The organism is Rhodococcus sp. AQ5-07, from assembly GCF_009707305.1.
GTDB lineage: Bacteria > Actinomycetota > Actinomycetes > Mycobacteriales > Mycobacteriaceae > Rhodococcus_F > Rhodococcus_F erythropolis.
Map to the genome: position 1 here is coordinate 1304939 of NZ_CP046099.1, position 15186 is coordinate 1320124.

At 62.3% G+C, this 15186-nt stretch carries 15 protein-coding genes; 10 read left to right on the plus strand and 5 right to left on the minus strand.

Going from position 1 to position 15186, the window contains the following annotated elements:
- The first annotated feature begins 180 nt into the window (after window positions 1-180).
- Window positions 181-1218, plus strand: coding sequence for a recombinase RecA (gene recA / locus GJB56_RS06195; RefSeq protein WP_007735170.1), 1038 nt, complete (start codon window positions 181-183; stop codon window positions 1216-1218).
- Window positions 1219-1226: 8 nt separating this feature from the next.
- Entirely contained in the window at window positions 1227-1805 is a 579-nt protein-coding gene (gene recX, locus GJB56_RS06200; RefSeq protein WP_099697704.1) for a recombination regulator RecX, read from the plus strand.
- A 115-nt stretch (window positions 1806-1920) separates the two neighbouring features.
- On the opposite strand, the gene GJB56_RS06205 is transcribed toward recX, so the two are convergent.
- The 4 genes from GJB56_RS06205 to gluA form a co-directional block, all read right to left on the minus strand.
- Entirely contained in the window at window positions 1921-2817 is an 897-nt protein-coding gene (locus GJB56_RS06205) for an amino acid ABC transporter permease (protein ID WP_007735172.1), read from the minus strand.
- Window positions 2814-3494, minus strand: a complete 681-nt coding sequence (locus GJB56_RS06210; protein WP_019748198.1) for an amino acid ABC transporter permease — start codon at window positions 3492-3494, stop codon at window positions 2814-2816. Before GJB56_RS06210 ends, GJB56_RS06205 begins: the two co-directional genes overlap by 4 nt.
- Window positions 3495-3593: 99 nt before the next feature.
- Window positions 3594-4430, minus strand: coding sequence for a glutamate ABC transporter substrate-binding protein (locus GJB56_RS06215; protein WP_020907523.1), 837 nt, complete (start codon window positions 4428-4430; stop codon window positions 3594-3596).
- A gap of 126 nt (window positions 4431-4556) precedes the next feature.
- Window positions 4557-5285 (minus strand): glutamate ABC transporter ATP-binding protein GluA, encoded by a 729-nt coding sequence (gene gluA / locus GJB56_RS06220; RefSeq protein WP_007735175.1) that lies wholly within the window; start codon window positions 5283-5285, stop codon window positions 4557-4559.
- 231 nt (window positions 5286-5516) lie between these two features.
- Here gluA and miaB point away from each other — a divergent pair, with 231 nt between their 5' ends.
- Together miaB and GJB56_RS06230 are read left to right on the plus strand one after the other, a co-directional pair.
- Window positions 5517-7064 (plus strand): tRNA (N6-isopentenyl adenosine(37)-C2)-methylthiotransferase MiaB, encoded by a 1548-nt coding sequence (miaB, locus tag GJB56_RS06225; protein ID WP_020907524.1) that lies wholly within the window; start codon window positions 5517-5519, stop codon window positions 7062-7064.
- Window positions 7061-7651, plus strand: coding sequence for an Rv2732c family membrane protein (locus tag GJB56_RS06230; RefSeq protein WP_020907525.1), 591 nt, complete (start codon window positions 7061-7063; stop codon window positions 7649-7651). Before miaB ends, GJB56_RS06230 begins: the two co-directional genes overlap by 4 nt.
- A gap of 92 nt (window positions 7652-7743) precedes the next feature.
- On the opposite strand, the gene GJB56_RS06235 is transcribed toward GJB56_RS06230, so the two are convergent.
- Window positions 7744-9129, minus strand: a complete 1386-nt coding sequence (locus tag GJB56_RS06235) for a DUF349 domain-containing protein (RefSeq protein ID WP_019748202.1) — start codon at window positions 9127-9129, stop codon at window positions 7744-7746.
- Between the two features lie 139 nt (window positions 9130-9268).
- On the opposite strand from GJB56_RS06235, the gene GJB56_RS06240 reads away from it, so the two are divergent.
- The 6 genes from GJB56_RS06240 (at window position 9269) to GJB56_RS06265 (ending at window position 15159) form a co-directional block, all read left to right on the plus strand.
- Complete coding sequence (locus GJB56_RS06240) at window positions 9269-10027, plus strand: class III extradiol dioxygenase subunit B-like domain-containing protein (protein ID WP_020907527.1); 759 nt, start codon at window positions 9269-9271, stop codon at window positions 10025-10027.
- Window positions 10015-10950, plus strand: coding sequence for a tRNA (adenosine(37)-N6)-dimethylallyltransferase MiaA (miaA, locus tag GJB56_RS06245; RefSeq protein WP_070385260.1), 936 nt, complete (start codon window positions 10015-10017; stop codon window positions 10948-10950). Before GJB56_RS06240 ends, miaA begins: the two co-directional genes overlap by 13 nt.
- An 84-nt stretch (window positions 10951-11034) precedes the next feature.
- Window positions 11035-11706, plus strand: coding sequence for a class F sortase (locus tag GJB56_RS06250; RefSeq protein ID WP_020907529.1), 672 nt, complete (start codon window positions 11035-11037; stop codon window positions 11704-11706).
- A gap of 32 nt (window positions 11707-11738) precedes the next feature.
- Window positions 11739-12608, plus strand: coding sequence for a diaminopimelate epimerase (gene dapF / locus GJB56_RS06255; RefSeq protein WP_097388192.1), 870 nt, complete (start codon window positions 11739-11741; stop codon window positions 12606-12608).
- 75 nt (window positions 12609-12683) lie between these two features.
- The gene (gene hflX, locus GJB56_RS06260) at window positions 12684-14159 is read left to right on the plus strand and encodes a GTPase HflX (protein ID WP_003942213.1); all 1476 of its coding nucleotides are present in this window, start codon (window positions 12684-12686) and stop codon (window positions 14157-14159) included.
- Complete coding sequence (locus tag GJB56_RS06265; RefSeq protein WP_113684396.1) at window positions 14152-15159, plus strand: hypothetical protein; 1008 nt, start codon at window positions 14152-14154, stop codon at window positions 15157-15159. The genes hflX and GJB56_RS06265 overlap by 8 nt, the downstream gene beginning before the upstream one ends.
- Window positions 15160-15186: the final 27 nt, after the last annotated feature.

The window sequence follows — 15186 nt, forward strand, 5'->3', positions numbered from 1 at the left end:
GACAAGCACAGTGATCGACAAGCACAGTGATCGACAAGCGCGAAAGCAAGATCGAAAAGTCTGTCGGTGGCCGGATCTAATCTGATCGCAACACACCAACAGGGTCGGCTCAGGCAGGCGCTGAAGAGACGGAGTCTGCTCAGGCAGGCACTGAAGACTGAAACAAGGATGGGGATCACGATGGCACCACAGGCACCTGATCGGGACAAGGCACTCGACCTCGCGTTGGCGCAGATCGACAAGAACTTCGGCAAGGGTTCGGTGATGCGCCTGGGCGAGGGTGTTCGTCAGCCCATCGCCGTCATTCCCACCGGTTCCATCGCGCTCGACGTCGCGCTGGGTATCGGCGGACTGCCGCGTGGCCGCGTCATCGAGATCTACGGCCCGGAATCTTCGGGTAAGACCACCGTGGCACTGCACGCAGTTGCCAATGCTCAGGCCAACGGCGGCATCGCGGCGTTCATCGACGCGGAGCACGCACTCGATCCCGACTATGCAGCCAAGCTGGGCGTCGACACCGATGCACTCCTGGTTTCGCAGCCCGATACGGGTGAGCAGGCCCTCGAAATCACCGACATGCTGATCCGTTCGGGCGCCCTCGACATCGTCGTGATCGACTCCGTGGCCGCTCTTGTTCCTCGCGCCGAGATCGAAGGCGAGATGGGTGACAGCCACGTCGGTTTGCAGGCTCGACTGATGAGCCAGGCACTGCGCAAGATCACCGGTGCCATGAACAACTCGGGCACCACCGTCATCTTCATCAACCAGCTTCGCGAGAAGATCGGCGTGATGTTCGGTTCTCCCGAAACCACCACCGGTGGTAAGGCACTGAAGTTCTACGCTTCGGTCCGCCTCGACATCCGTCGTATCGAAACTCTCAAGGACGGTACCGACGCAGTCGGTAACCGCACTCGAGTCAAGGTCGTCAAGAACAAGGTCGCGCCGCCGTTCAAGCAGGCCGAGTTCGATATTCTCTACGGCCAGGGCATCAGCAAGGAAGGCTCGCTCATCGATATGGGTGTCGAGCACGGGTTCATCCGCAAGTCCGGCTCCTGGTACACCTACGAAGGTGACCAGTTGGGTCAGGGCAAGGAAAATGCTCGTAAGTTCTTGCTGGAGAACACCGATATCCGTGACGAGATCGAGAAGAAGATCAAGGAAAAGCTCGGTATCGGTGCTGACGTCACTGCAACCGACGAAGCTCCCGCCGACTTCTGAGTTCAGTCATGAGCTTCGACGACGGTGACAACGGCGAGAATGCTCGTGAAGAGTACGGCGCTACTCGGCGTCGATCCCGTCAACGATCCGAGAAGCCGTCGCAACGCGCAGAAGGCGGGACAGAGGCGCAGGCCAAAGATGCTTGCCTGCGCCTCCTGACCGACCGGGCGCGCAGCCGCTCCGAACTGGAAACCAAGCTGAGCGGACGCGGCTTCGAACCCGAGATCATTACCAAGGTCCTCGATCGACTCCAGGAAATCGGGTTGATCGACGACGCGGACTTCGCGAACCAATGGGTTCATTCGCGGCATACGTACTCGGGCAAGGGAAAGCGTGCGCTTGCAGTCGAGTTGCGGCTCAAAGGAATCGACCAGGACGTCGCTTCCGAAGCGTTGTCGCAGATCGATCCGGAAGATGAGCGCGAGCGAGCAGCGGAGCTGGTTCGGCGGAAGCTGAAGAACAAGCCCGTCGATGATCGTGACAAGGTCACGCGTCGACTGGTCTCGATGCTGGCACGCAAGGGATATTCAGCTGGGATGTCGTACGAGGTGGTCAAAGCCGAGATGGCGGCGGTCACCGACTCCTAACGAAGTGCAGCATTCAGAACAACAGGGCGGGGGTACCACCGAAATTCGGTGGTACCCCCGCCCTGTTGTGTATTCGCGCTAACGCGGCCGGATTCGACTCACGGCTCCATCTGATTCACGGCTTGGTCAGGTCCATGCCCGGAACCGAAACGGCTGGGTCGGCGGACGGAGCCGCGATGGGGCCCTTGCCCTTTCGCTTTCCGGAACGCAGGCGCTTCTCCACCTTGGTTGCCAGGAAGGTCAGAGCCGAGTTGAGAGCGATCATAATCGCGGCGACCACGATGAGCGCCGGCAGGAAGTTTCCGTAGAAGGTGCCGAGCTGTTGGGCCTGACGCACCAGCTCGACATACCCGATCAGGTAACCGAGGGCGGAGTCCTTCAACGCCACGACCATCTGTGAAATCAGTGCCGGGAGCATGGCGGTAACCGCCTGGGGGAGCAGGATCGTCACCATGATCTGCGTCTTGCGCATGCCCAGTGCCTTGGCGGCCTCACTTTGCCCTCGTGGGAGTGAGTTGATTCCGGCACGGACGATCTCGGCGATCACTGACCCGTTGTACAGAGTCAGACCCACGACGACTGCCGCGAGTGCGAGGTACTTGGACTTGAAGACCTCGTATTCGGCGAACACCTGATACGAGAAGATCATCAGAATCAGAACCGGTACTGCTCGGAACAATTCGACGATGACGCCGCAAATCTTCCGAATGATGTTGTGCTCGGAGAGTCGGCCGATACCCAGGGCAGAACCGAGGATGAGCGCGAAGACGATGGACATCGCAGCCGCGATCAGCGTTCCCCGGATGCCGGGTATCAGATACGTTGTCCACGACGTGGATTCGAGGAACGGATCCCACTTCGCTGCTGTCAGCTGGCCCTTTTCGTCGAGTGCGCGGTAGATGACGTAACCGATTGCGACCATGAGTGCAGCGACGACAAGGGATGCGAATCGGTAGAGATTTCGCGCTCTGGGGCCGGGCGCGTCGTAGAGGACTGTTGCGCGGTTGCTCATCGTGAAACCTCGAATCGCTTGCTCAGCTTGCCGAAGATCAAGCCCATGGGAAGTGTCAGGATCACGAAACCGACAGCGAAGATTCCACCGACGACGAAGATCGCCGCTTCGTTTTCGATCATCTTCTTCATCAGCGCTGACGCTTCGGATACGCCGATCACCGCGGCGATGGTCGAGTTCTTGGTCAGTGCGATCAGCACGCTACCCAGCGGTGCTGTGACCGCGCGAAATGCCTGAGGCAGGACGATCAGCCGAAGATTTTGTGCGAACGACAGACCGAGTGATCGGCCCGCTTCGGCCTGGCCGACCGGAACGGTATTGATTCCCGATCGAAGTGACTCACACACGAACGCGGCGGTATAGACACTGAGGCCGAGTACTGCGAGTCGGAAGTTGTTGTCTGTCAAGAACGTCGGTGAGTCCGACTTGGCGAGATTGACTCCGAGCGTCTGCGACAGACCGAACAGACAGAACAGCAGAATCAGTGTCAGGGGGGTGTTGCGGAACACGGTCACGTACGCGGTACCCAGGAATCGGGCGACCGGAACCGGTGACACGCGCATGGCCGCGATCAGGACACCGATGATGACGGCGCCGATCGCGGAGAAGAACGTCAGCTGGATCGTGGTCCAGAAGGCTTCCAGAATCTGGTCGCCGTACTTGCTCAGAAGGTTCACTTGCCGTCTCCCCAGATCACGGGATCTCCGTTGGTGGCGTCACGCGCTGCGGCTCCCGAAGTGGGGAGCCGCAGCGCGATTGACGGTGAAAAAAGCAGGTCAGTAACGATCAACGGTGGGCGGGGCCGGGATGGGGTAGCCCGAAGCACCAACGGTGTTGTTGAAGGCTTCTTCCCACGCGCCGGTGGAGATCATCTTCTCGATGGCATCGTTGATCTTGCCGCGACCCTCGGAATCGTCCTTGGCCAGGCCGACACCGTACTTTTCGGTCGTGAACGGTTCTCCGACGACCTTCAGCTCGCCCGGGTACTGGGCGGCGTAGCCGGCGAGGATGATGTCGTCGGTGGTGACAGCGTCGACAGCGCCGTTGCGCAGAGCCTCGACACAAGCGGAGTAGGTGTCGAGCGGCTGGAGCTGGACGTCCTTTGCGTAGTTGTCCTGGATGTTCTGCGCCGGAGTCGAACCCGACACCGAGCAGAGCTTCTTGCCGCCGGTCAGGGAATCGGGGCCGGTGATGTCGGTGTTGTCGGAGCGAACGAGCAGCGACTGGCCTGCGATGAAGTACGGGCCGCCGAAGCTGACCTTTTCCTTGCGCGTGTCGGTGATCGAGTATGTCGCGACGATGTAGTCGACCTCGCCGTTCTGGATCAGGGTCTCGCGCTGGGCTGACGGAGATTCCTTGAAGGTGATGCCTTCGGGCTTCACGCCGAGTTCGTTTGCGATGTAACGGGCTACCTCGACGTCGAAGCCGGAGAAGGTGCCGTCAGGGTTGCGCTGACCGAGGCCGGGCTGATCGAACTTGATGCCGACGGTGAGAGTGCCGTCGGAAGCGCTCTCGGTGATCGACTTGTTCTCCTCGCCGCCGCCACAGGCCGTGGCAGCGAACGCAATGGCCATGATTCCGATTCCGAAACGGACGGAACGATTGATCTTCATGAAGATCCTCTCAGTTGTCGACACACGAACAGTGCAGTCGAGATGAACGGTGCAGCCGAGGTGAACGGTGCAGTCGAGCAAGTTGTCTTGTGGACGAGGACAGGACTGTCGGAGGGGAGACTGTAATCAGTGCGTGAGGATCTTGCCGAGGAAGTCCTTGGCCCGATCCGACTTGGGATGGGTGAAGAACTCTTCGGGCGTGGTGTCTTCGACGACCTGGCCGTCAGCCATGAACAGCACACGATCGCCGGCTTTGCGCGCGAAGCCCATCTCGTGCGTGACCACGAGCATGGTCATGCCTTCCTTCGCGAGGGAGGTCATGACGTCGAGGACTTCGTTGACCATCTCGGGGTCGAGAGCGGAGGTGGGCTCGTCGAACAACATCACCTTCGGCTGCATCGCAAGAGCGCGAGCAATGGCGACACGCTGTTGCTGACCGCCGGAAAGCTGCGCCGGGTACTTGTCGGCCTGATTGGCGATACCGACACGTTCGAGCAACGCCTGCGCGGTCTTCTTGGCTTCGTCCTTTTTTGCCTTGCGGACCTTCATCGGTGCGAGCATGACGTTCTCGAGGATCGTCTTGTGCGCGAACAGGTTGAAAGACTGAAAGACCATCCCGACGTCGGCACGAAGTGCGGCAAGTGCTTTGCCCTCTTCGGGGAGCGTCTTTCCGTCGACGGCGATGGTGCCGGAGTCGATGGGTTCGAGGCGATTGATGGTGCGGCACAGAGTCGACTTACCGGAGCCCGACGGACCGAGGACGATCACCACTTGGCCCTTGGGTACCTCGAGATTGACCTCTTGCAGGACGTGAAGTTCCCCGAAGTGTTTGTTCACCGAGGTCATCGAAATCATGGATGTGGAATCGCCGGAGGTGGTCGGCGTCGTCGCATCGTCGGCTTGGGTCATAAACGAGAACCTTAGGCGTAGTTTGCGTCGACGCCCGTGATTTCGCCATGGTTCTTGCCATATGTAATGGAAATTTTACTGTGACGACGTTTATGTCGCGTTTCGGCTGTTTATCAGGGCGTTATTACACGTCGTAGTGGACGTGAGCTAGGCTGAAGCGTGTCACTGATCGACGAAATGTCCCCTGCACTTCCGGAGCCGACTGCAGTTCCGGAGGCAACTGCTACGCCTGTTCGCACCTACGAGGTGCGGACGTACGGCTGTCAGATGAACGTCCACGATTCCGAGCGACTGTCCGGTCTGCTCGAGGACGCCGGGTATTCGAAGGCGGAGACCGGAACCGATCCTGATCTTGTCGTCTTCAATACGTGTGCGGTCCGCGAGAACGCGGACAACAAGTTGTACGGCAACCTCAGCCAGCTCGCCCCGAACAAGGAGGCGAACCCCGACATGCAGATCGCGGTCGGTGGGTGCCTGGCGCAGAAGGATCGTGACACCGTCGTCAAGAAGGCGCCGTTCGTCGATGTCGTCTTCGGCACTCACAACATCGGCTCGCTTCCCGCGCTGCTCGACCGTGCGCGCCACAATCAGCGCGCCGAAGTCGAAATCCTCGACGCGCTGGAGGCATTTCCGTCGACACTGCCCGCCAAGCGCGAATCCGCCTACGCGGGTTGGGTTTCCATCTCGGTGGGCTGTAACAACACGTGCACGTTCTGCATCGTTCCAGCTTTGCGTGGCAAGGAAGTGGATCGACGTCCCGGCGACATTCTGGCCGAGGTGCAGGCACTCGTCGACGAGGGTGTCTCGGAAGTGACCCTGCTCGGACAGAACGTCAACGCCTACGGCGTGTCGTTCGCCGATCCGGAACAACCGCGCGATCGCGGAGCCTTCGCTTCCCTCTTGAAGGCATGTGGACACATCGACGGCCTCGAACGGGTCAGGTTCACATCGCCGCACCCGGCAGAGTTCACCGATGACGTCATCGAAGCTATGGCAACCACTCCCAACGTCTGCCCGCAACTGCACATGCCGTTGCAGTCCGGTTCGGACAAGGTTCTCAAGGCGATGAAGCGCTCATACCGCAAGTCGAAGTACCTCGGGATCATCGAGAAGGTGCGCGCCGCAATGCCGCACGCCGCCATCACCACGGACATCATCGTCGGGTTCCCGGGGGAGACGGAAGAGGATTTCCAGGAGACGCTGGACGTCGTGCGTAAGGCGCGATTCTCCAACGCCTACACCTTCCAGTACTCCAAGCGCCCGGGCACGCCGGCGGCGGAGATGGCCGATCAACTCCCCAAAGAGGTTGTCCAGGAACGCTACATGCGATTGCTCGCGGTTCAGGAAGAAGTGAACATCGAGGAAAATCGCAAACTCGTCGGCACCGAGGTAGAACTGCTGGTGGCTGCGGGTGAGGGCCGCAAGAACGCAGCGACTCACCGTCTCAGCGGTCGCGCGCGAGACGGCCGCCTGGTGCATTTCCGACCCGAGGGAAACCTCGACGGCACAATCCGACCCGGCGACGTGGTGACGGTCGTCGTCACCCACGGAGCCCCCCATCACCTCGTGGCAGATGACGGAGTGCTCACGCACCGTCGGACCCGCGCCGGTGATTCGTTCGAAAAGGGCATCACACCCAAGACCCCGCCCATCGGCGTAGGTCTCGGACTACCGAAGATCGGTGCCCCAGCCCCACAACCCGTCCAGATGGGATGCAACGCATGACCTCGCAACACGAGAACAAGACACCTCAGCCGGGCGACGACGCCTTCGAGGGCTACCGCAAGGACCTCGACGACGCGGAACGCAAGGTCGCGGGAGAAATCGATCCGGGTGCGCGCGCCATGGTTGTCGCGGTTGCGGTGCTCGTGCTGGTCGGCACCCTTGCACTGCCCCATGCGGGAGTGGCGAACGGCTGGGATGTGCTCGCGTACAACCAGGACGCCGAAAGTGAACGGATTGCACTGTTCTCACGCTTGTTCGTGTGGTTCGTTGTCATCTTCGGCATCGGATTCTCGATGCTCGCACTCGTGACGCGGCGCTGGAGTCTGGCGTGGGTCGCGCTGGCCGGTAGTGCCGTAGCGAGTGCGCTGGGAATGATGGCCGTCTGGTCACGTCAGACCATTCCCGCCGGATTCAACGTGGCAGGACCGTCGATCGGGCTGGTCATCGGATGGTTTGCCGTCGTGTTCTTGACGTTCCATTGGCTCAAGGTGGTCTGGACGCGAACCAACATTCAGCTCGCCGCCGAGGAGCAACGCCGGATCGCTGCGGCTGAAGCCGAGAAGCATCAGGAATGGAACGTCGGCTGACACGGAAGTTCTCTTAGCCAATAGCGCACTACAACGCCGGCTGACTCCTTTCGGAGTCAGCCGGCGTTGTAGTCGTACTCGTTTGTCGTCTGCTACTCGCTGACAGCGCTCTCGGCTGCTTCGGCCCACTCACGCCACTGCTTTGCCTGAGCGAGAGCCTTCTCGGCGTCCTTCGTCTTGCCGGCAGCCTGAGCCTTGGCGGCCTGCTCCTCGAACTGGCTGACCCGCTCCTTGAACTGCGCGACCCGGGCAAGTGCTTCCGGATCGGTACGACGCCACTCGGCGTCGACGGCGTCGCGCACCTTGGTTTCGATGGCCCGGAGCTTCGCTTCGAGTTCCTGCATCCGGTCGCGCGGCACCTTGCCGATCGCGTCCCACTTCTCCTGCAGGTCGCGCAGCGCTGCACGAGCGTTCTCGAGTCCGTGTGCCGGATCGATGTTCGCGTTCGCAGCGAGCAGCTCTTCCTTCGCGACTGCGTTCTGCTCGAATTCGGCGTCGCGCTCGGATGCAGCAGCGTTGCGTGCGGCGAAGAACACGTCCTGAGCGCCCTTGAAGCGCTTCCACAGGTTGTCGTCGGCCTCGCGCGGTGCGCGGCCGGCAGCCTTCCACTCGCTGAGCAGATCGCGGAATTCTCCAGCGGTCTGTCCCCATTCAGTGGAGGTCGACAGCTTCTCGGCGCGCTCGACCAGTTCTTCCTTCGTCGAACGGGCGCTCGCACGATCACGATCGAGTTCGGCGAAATGCGCTCCACGCCGTCGGTTGAAGGACTCGCGAGCCTTGGAGTACCGCTTCCACAGTGCGTCGTCGACCTTGCGGTCGATTCCGCGAATCGTCTTCCACTCGTCGAGAATCTCGCGCAGTCGATCACCCGCGGTCTTCCACTGGGTCGACTCCGAACCGATCTGTTCGGCCTCGACTGCGAGGGCCTCCTTGCGGGCGGTGCTCGCGGCGCGAGACTGTTCCTTCTCTTCCTTCGCGTGCGCTGCGGCCTCGTCGGACCCGGCAACGATCACGTCGAGTCGGCGGGCCAGAGCGTCGAGGTCACCGATCACGGCAGCGGTGGAGAGGGATTCGGACAGAGCGATGGCGGCAGCCTTGGTCTTCTTGGCGTCTCCGGCGCCCGACGTCAGACGAGCCTCGAGTAGCGAGACCTCGGTCGCGAGGTCGTCGTAGCGACGACCGAAATGGGCGAGGCCCTCGGTGGCGTCCCCGGCCTGCCACGAACCGATCTGGCGTTCACCGTCAGCGGTCTTCACCCAGGCGGTTCCGTCTTCCTCGACGCGGCCGAACTTGCTCGGGTCGCTGGCCGGCGCGGCGGTGACGGCATGCGAGGCTGCCGGGCCGGGGCGAGGTGCTCCGGGGCGGGGCGCACCGGGGCGTGGTCCACCAGGTTTGGGAGCACCGGGTTTGGGTGCTGCCGGGCTCGGGCTGGCCGAACTGCTGTCGGCGCCGGTGGTGGGTTCACTGTTCTCGGTCATCGGTCCTCGTCTCTGCCGCGCGTCACGGCTGCCTGATCGCATTCCTGGTTCCATTGAACCCGGTACTCACGTTCTCCGACTATTGAATCAGGTAAGAGGGTGTGAGGTCGCCACCTCGGGGTCGACTAGCGTGGCAACTGTGTTGACTTCCGCTGTTCTCGTCCCCTCGGCGCCGTTACTCGTGCCGGAATTGTCCGGTGATTCGGCCGAGTCTGCTCAGGTGCGCGCCGCGGCGACGGCCGCCGTGCGCCGGCTCTCTCACGAGGCGGTTCACTGGGTGGGCGTCGGTGTCGGCCCCGAGAATGCAGAACCCGAGAATGCAGGCGAACTCTGGCGATCGGGCGTCGGACGTGGGCAGATCGGTACTTTCGCGGGATTCGGTGCCGATGTCCGGACGTCCCTGGACGCGGATGCGGCAGGTGAACCGCTGCCATCTCTCGAACTGTGCGCCCTTGTTGCCGGCTGGCTGCGTGCCCGAGCGGACGTGGAGATCACCGTCGACATGCACGTCGTCAGTGCAAAGGCGTCGGTGAATGAATGTCGTGAATTCGGGCAGCAGCTGCGCAAGCAACTCGACAGCGACAACCGACCGCAAGGGCTTCTGATCGTGGCTGACGGTGCGTCCACGCTGACGGCAAAGGCGCCCGGAAGCTTCGACGAGCGCGCCGCTGGCGTGCAATCAGCCATCGACGATGCCCTGACCGCCGGTGACCCGGAGGCGCTTCTTGCTCTCGATCCGCAGCTCTGCCGGAGTGTCGGAGCCCAGGGGCGTGCGGCGTGGCAGGTCCTGGCCGGTGTCTTCATGGACTCGTCTCGGTCAACCACGACACGTTCGGTGGTCGACTACAGCGACGCGCCGTTCGGCGTCGCTTACCACGTCGGGACGTGGCGGCCGTGAACGTCCCTGAAGAACTTCGCCCGATCGCAGTTGTCGGTCCGACCGCGTCGGGAAAGTCCGATCTCGCGTTGGCACTGGCCGAAGAATTCGGCGGTGAGATCATCAACATCGACGCGATGCAGCTCTATCGCGGCATGGATATCGGGACCGCCAAACTGACGCCGGCCGAGCGTCGCGGGATTCCGCATCACCTGCTCGACGTTCTCGACGTGAAGGAGACCGCCACCGTCGCGCGTTATCAAAGCGACGCGATCGCGATCGCCGAGAATCTGATCGCGGAGGGCAAGGTTCCGGTGATCGTCGGCGGATCCATGATGTACGTCCAGTCCCTACTCGACGAATGGTCCTTTCCGGCAACGGATCCCGAAGTTCGCGCGAAGTGGGAGGCAGTGCTGGCCGACGGTGGGGTCGGTGCGGTGCATACGGCGCTTGTTGCTGCTGATCCGGTAGCGGCGGCGTCGATACTGCCGACGGACGGCCGGCGGATGGTTCGGGCGCTCGAGGTCGTCGAGCTGACAGGTCTGCCGTTCGCGGCCTCAGCTCCGCAGATCGGTGACCCTCGTTGGGGAACCCGCATTCTCGGCGTGGATCGGGATACGGAAGAACTCGACACACGGATTCGGTTGCGAACCGAACTGATGTTTTCAGGCGGACTTGTCGACGAAGTTGCCGAGCTCGTCGAGCAAGGATTGCGTGAGGGCGTCACAGCGCCGCGAGCCATCGGCTACGCACAGGTGCTCGCACATTTCGACGGTGAATACGATCTGGCCGAAGCACTCGAACGGACGTTCATCGGGACGCGGCGCTACGTTCGCCGCCAACGATCATGGTTCCGTCGTGACGCACGCGTGCACTGGCTCGACGGTGCCGATCCGGAGCTGGCTCGCTCGGCCTTCGCTGCCCTCGCATATCGCGGCCTGTAACACGATCGCCCCGATCAGCTATCTTACAGTTAGCTCTTTCGTGATCCATTCGTTTCGCGATCGACGGACTGGAGGACAACGAACATGGCGCAGACCGGGACACACGCGCGACCGAGAGGCCGACGCGCGGGTCGGCTGCCGCTTCTCCTACTGCTCGTCACATTTCTCGCGGTCGGCGGGGTGCTCGTCTATTTTGCGGTGAGTGCGGCCGGGAAGCCCATCAGCGCACCTGTTCCCGAAGCACCCTTCGACGTGGGAGCCCCAACCGATCCAGGGGCGAGTTGGGCGCCTGCGCCAACGGATCTGCCGCCGAATACGCTCGCGATTCCTGATCTGGATGTGCGAGCCGACATCGTGACCAGTGGGTTCGGCGCCAACCGCGGAATGATCCTTCCGCATCCTGACAAGGTTTCGCATTTCACCAACGGCGTGCAGTTCGGATCTTCGGAGGGCACCAATCTTGTTGCCGGCCACGTCGACGACGGTGATCGCACGCACGGCGCCTTGTGGGCGCTGCACCAGATGAAGCCCGGAACACCGATCTACGTGAGCGACGACACCGGAACGATGTTCACCTATCACGCAGCGAGCCTGAAGCTGTACGAAAAGGTGGCTTTGCCGGCCGAGTTCTTTTCCGAAACGGGTGCGCCCAGGCTGGTCCTCGTGACCTGCGGCGGCGCAACCGTGCCCGACCCCTCGTTGCCGTCCGGCTTCACGTACGAACAGAACGTCGTGGTCACCGCGTCACCTGCGTGAGTCGGTCGGTAGGTCCGGATAGGATGGCGACCATGGATTTCAGTAAGGGCCACGGCACGCAGAACGACTTCGTTGTTCTCCCTGACCTCGACGTTCGGGTCGATCTCGAGCCGGCGCGAGTTTCAGCGTTGTGTGATCGTCAGCGTGGCCTCGGCGCCGACGGCATCCTTCGTGTCGCCCGGGCAGGCGCACTTGCGGACGCGGGCGTGCTCGGTGCGCTGCCCGACGGCGTCGCTGCCGAAGACTGGTTCATGGACTACCGCAACAGCGACGGCTCCATCGCGGAGATGTGCGGAAACGGAGTTCGCGTATTCGCCCACTATCTCAAGGCCTCGGGCTTGGAGAGCAAGGACGAGTTCGTGGTCGGCAGCCGTGCCGGAGCGCGTCCGGTCGTGGTGCACGGCTACGACGCCACACATGGTGACGTGACCGTGGCGATGGGCCCGATCAAGGACCTCGGCACCAGTTCGGCAACAATCGACGGCCGCGTCTTCGCCGGCGTCGGCATCGACGTCGGTAATCCGCATTTGGCGTGTGTCGACGAGCACGTGACGGCAGAAGTTTTGAGTGCGCTCGATTTGAGTGTTTCTCCGGGCTTCGATCCCGGGTTCTTCCCGCACGGGGTCAACATCGAGATCGTGACGCCGATCCACGACGGTGGGGTCCACATGCGCGTACACGAGCGTGGTGTGGGCGAGACTCGTTCCTGCGGAACCGGAACGGTCGCAGCTGCGGCCGCGGCGCTGAAGTTCGACGGCCGCGACGAAGGCTCGGTGCTGGTGCGCGTGCTCGGCGGCGAAGTGCAGGTCACCGTCGAAGGCGGCGAAGGGTCGTTGCGGGGGCCCTCGGTTCTGGTGGCGAACGGGACGATCAGCGATGTCTGGTGGCAATCGCTCGTGTGATATCGCCCGCGGGAAATACGCCTGCAGGAAATACGGATGCACCGTGGCCAGGTTTCGTGGGACCATGGATCTTGTATGACGAACACACATGAAAACGAAGAGTCCACCGCTCACGAGCAGTCCGAGTACGCGCAAGCCGAATACACGGCAGCGTCCGCATCGGGCAACCCGTCGACCGGTGAGATGCAACTCGCAGATCGCGGCGCCCTGCGCCGCGTGGCCGGTCTGTCGACCGAGCTCGAGGACGTCACCGAAGTCGAGTACCGCCAGCTTCGACTCGAAAGAGTTGTCCTGGTCGGCGTCTGGACGCAGGGAACTGCCGAGCAGGCCGAGGCGAGTATGACCGAGCTGGCCGCACTGGCCGAGACGGCCGGCTCCGAGGTCCTCGAAGGACTGGTTCAGCGCCGCGACAAACCCGACGCTGCCACCTACATCGGTTCCGGCAAGGCTCAGGAACTGCGCGAAGTAGTCCTGGCGACCGGCGCCGACACCGTCGTCTGCGACGGTGAGCTGACGCCGGCGCAGCTCACGGCGCTGGAGAAGATCGTCAAGGTCAAGGTCATCGACCGGACGGCTCTGATTCTCGACATCTTTGCTCAGCACGCCACGTCTCGTGAGGGTAAAGCCCAGGTGGCTTTCGCTCAGATGGAGTACATGCTCCCGCGTCTGCGTGGTTGGGGCGAGTCGATGTCGCGCCAGGCCGGTGGCCGCGCCGGCAGTAACGGAGGTGTGGGCCTGCGTGGTCCCGGTGAGACGAAAATCGAGACGGACCGTCGCCGTATTCGTGAGCGCATGGCAAAACTGCGCCGCGAGATCAAGGGCATGAAGGCCGCCCGCGACACCAAGCGGACCCGTCGACTGCAGAGTGACATCCCGTCAATCGCCATCGTCGGATACACGAACGCGGGCAAATCGAGTCTGCTCAATTCGCTCACCGGATCCGGTGTGCTCGTGGAGAACGCGTTGTTCGCCACCTTGGACCCGACAACTCGCCGCGCAGCACTCGACGACGGCCGCGAGTACGTACTCACCGACACGGTCGGCTTCGTGCGACACCTTCCGACTCAGTTGGTCGAGGCATTCCGTTCGACTCTCGAGGAAGTGACCGACGCGGATCTGCTTCTGCACGTCGTCGACGGTTCGGATCCGTTGCCGACAGAACAGATCAAGGCTGTGCGGGAAGTCGTCACCGATGTTCTGCGCGAGACGGATTCGAAGGCTCCGCCGGAGTTGATCGTGGTCAACAAGATCGACGCGGCAGATCCGGTTACCTTGACGCAACTACGTGGTCTGTTGCCTGGTGCCGTGTTCGTCTCGGCGCGGACCGGTGAAGGAATCGCTGAACTACGAGCACATCTCAGCGAGGTGCTGGTTCGGCCGGAGGTCGAGGTCGACGTGCTGGTGCCGTACACGCGCGGTGATCTTATGGCTCGAATCCACTCGGACGGAACGATTTTGGAATCGACTCACGAAGAGGCGGGAACGCGGGTGCACGCACGCGTTCCACAGATGTTGGCCTCGGCATTGGTGGAGTACGCACCTAGTGCGTAGTTTCGGGGCCGTGGTCGCGGTGCTTGCTGCGACTACGGCAACCGCACTGCTTCCCGGAGCGCTCGCACAGGCGTCGTCGTTCGAACCGAGCGAGTTCGCCCCACTCTGTACACCTACCGATCCTGCGCTCCAGGAGTTGTCGGGGATGGTCGTCGTCGACGATCGGATCTACGCGATGGGTGACGGCGGCAGTGACGACTTCGTATTCGAAATGGACCTGAACTGTGTTGTCCAGAAACAGATTCCGGTTCCGATCGATCCATACGACGTCGAAGATCTTGCGGTGAGTGGTCGAACGCTCGTTCTGTCGGATACCGGCGACAACCTCCGAACCCGCGACACGGTGGCGTTCATCACGATGGACCTCGATTCCGGTGACGGTACGTTGCACCGCCTCACGTACCCGGACGGCGCGCACGACACCGAATCGATTCTGCTCGACCCTGATGGCCATGTGTTTGTCGTGACCAAGGAATTGTTCGGCTCCAGCAGTGTCTACACACCCGTCGGGGATCAGAAACTGAGTGACTTGGCGCAACCCGGCCCGACGCCGCTCGAGCGCGTCGGAGCCGTATCTCTCGGACCGGAGAAGCCCGTGTCGGTGATGTTCACCGGGGGAGCGGTGTCGTCGGACGGTTCGGCGATCGCGCTTCGGAGTTACTCCGATCTGTACCTGTACGAGGTCGTGGACGGCGGAATCGGCGCGACGCTCACCGATACCGAACCGTTGCGGATCCCGCTCCCGACGGAGCCTCAGGGCGAGGCTGTGGCGTTCAACGACGCGGGCGATGTTCTGATCGGATCGGAATCTGCGGGTGGAGCTTTGCCGCCGGTTCACGTGATGCGCGCGCTCGTGGAAGCGACCGAATCGACGGCAGTCTCTTCTGGCGATTCGGTCGGCGTCGGGGTCGATCCATGGACATTCGTGTGGGCCGGATTGGTCGCGGCAGGATGCGCGCTCGGAGGTGTGGCGTTCGTGAGATCTCGACGACGCCGCTGATTCCCACCAATTCCACGAATTCGCAGA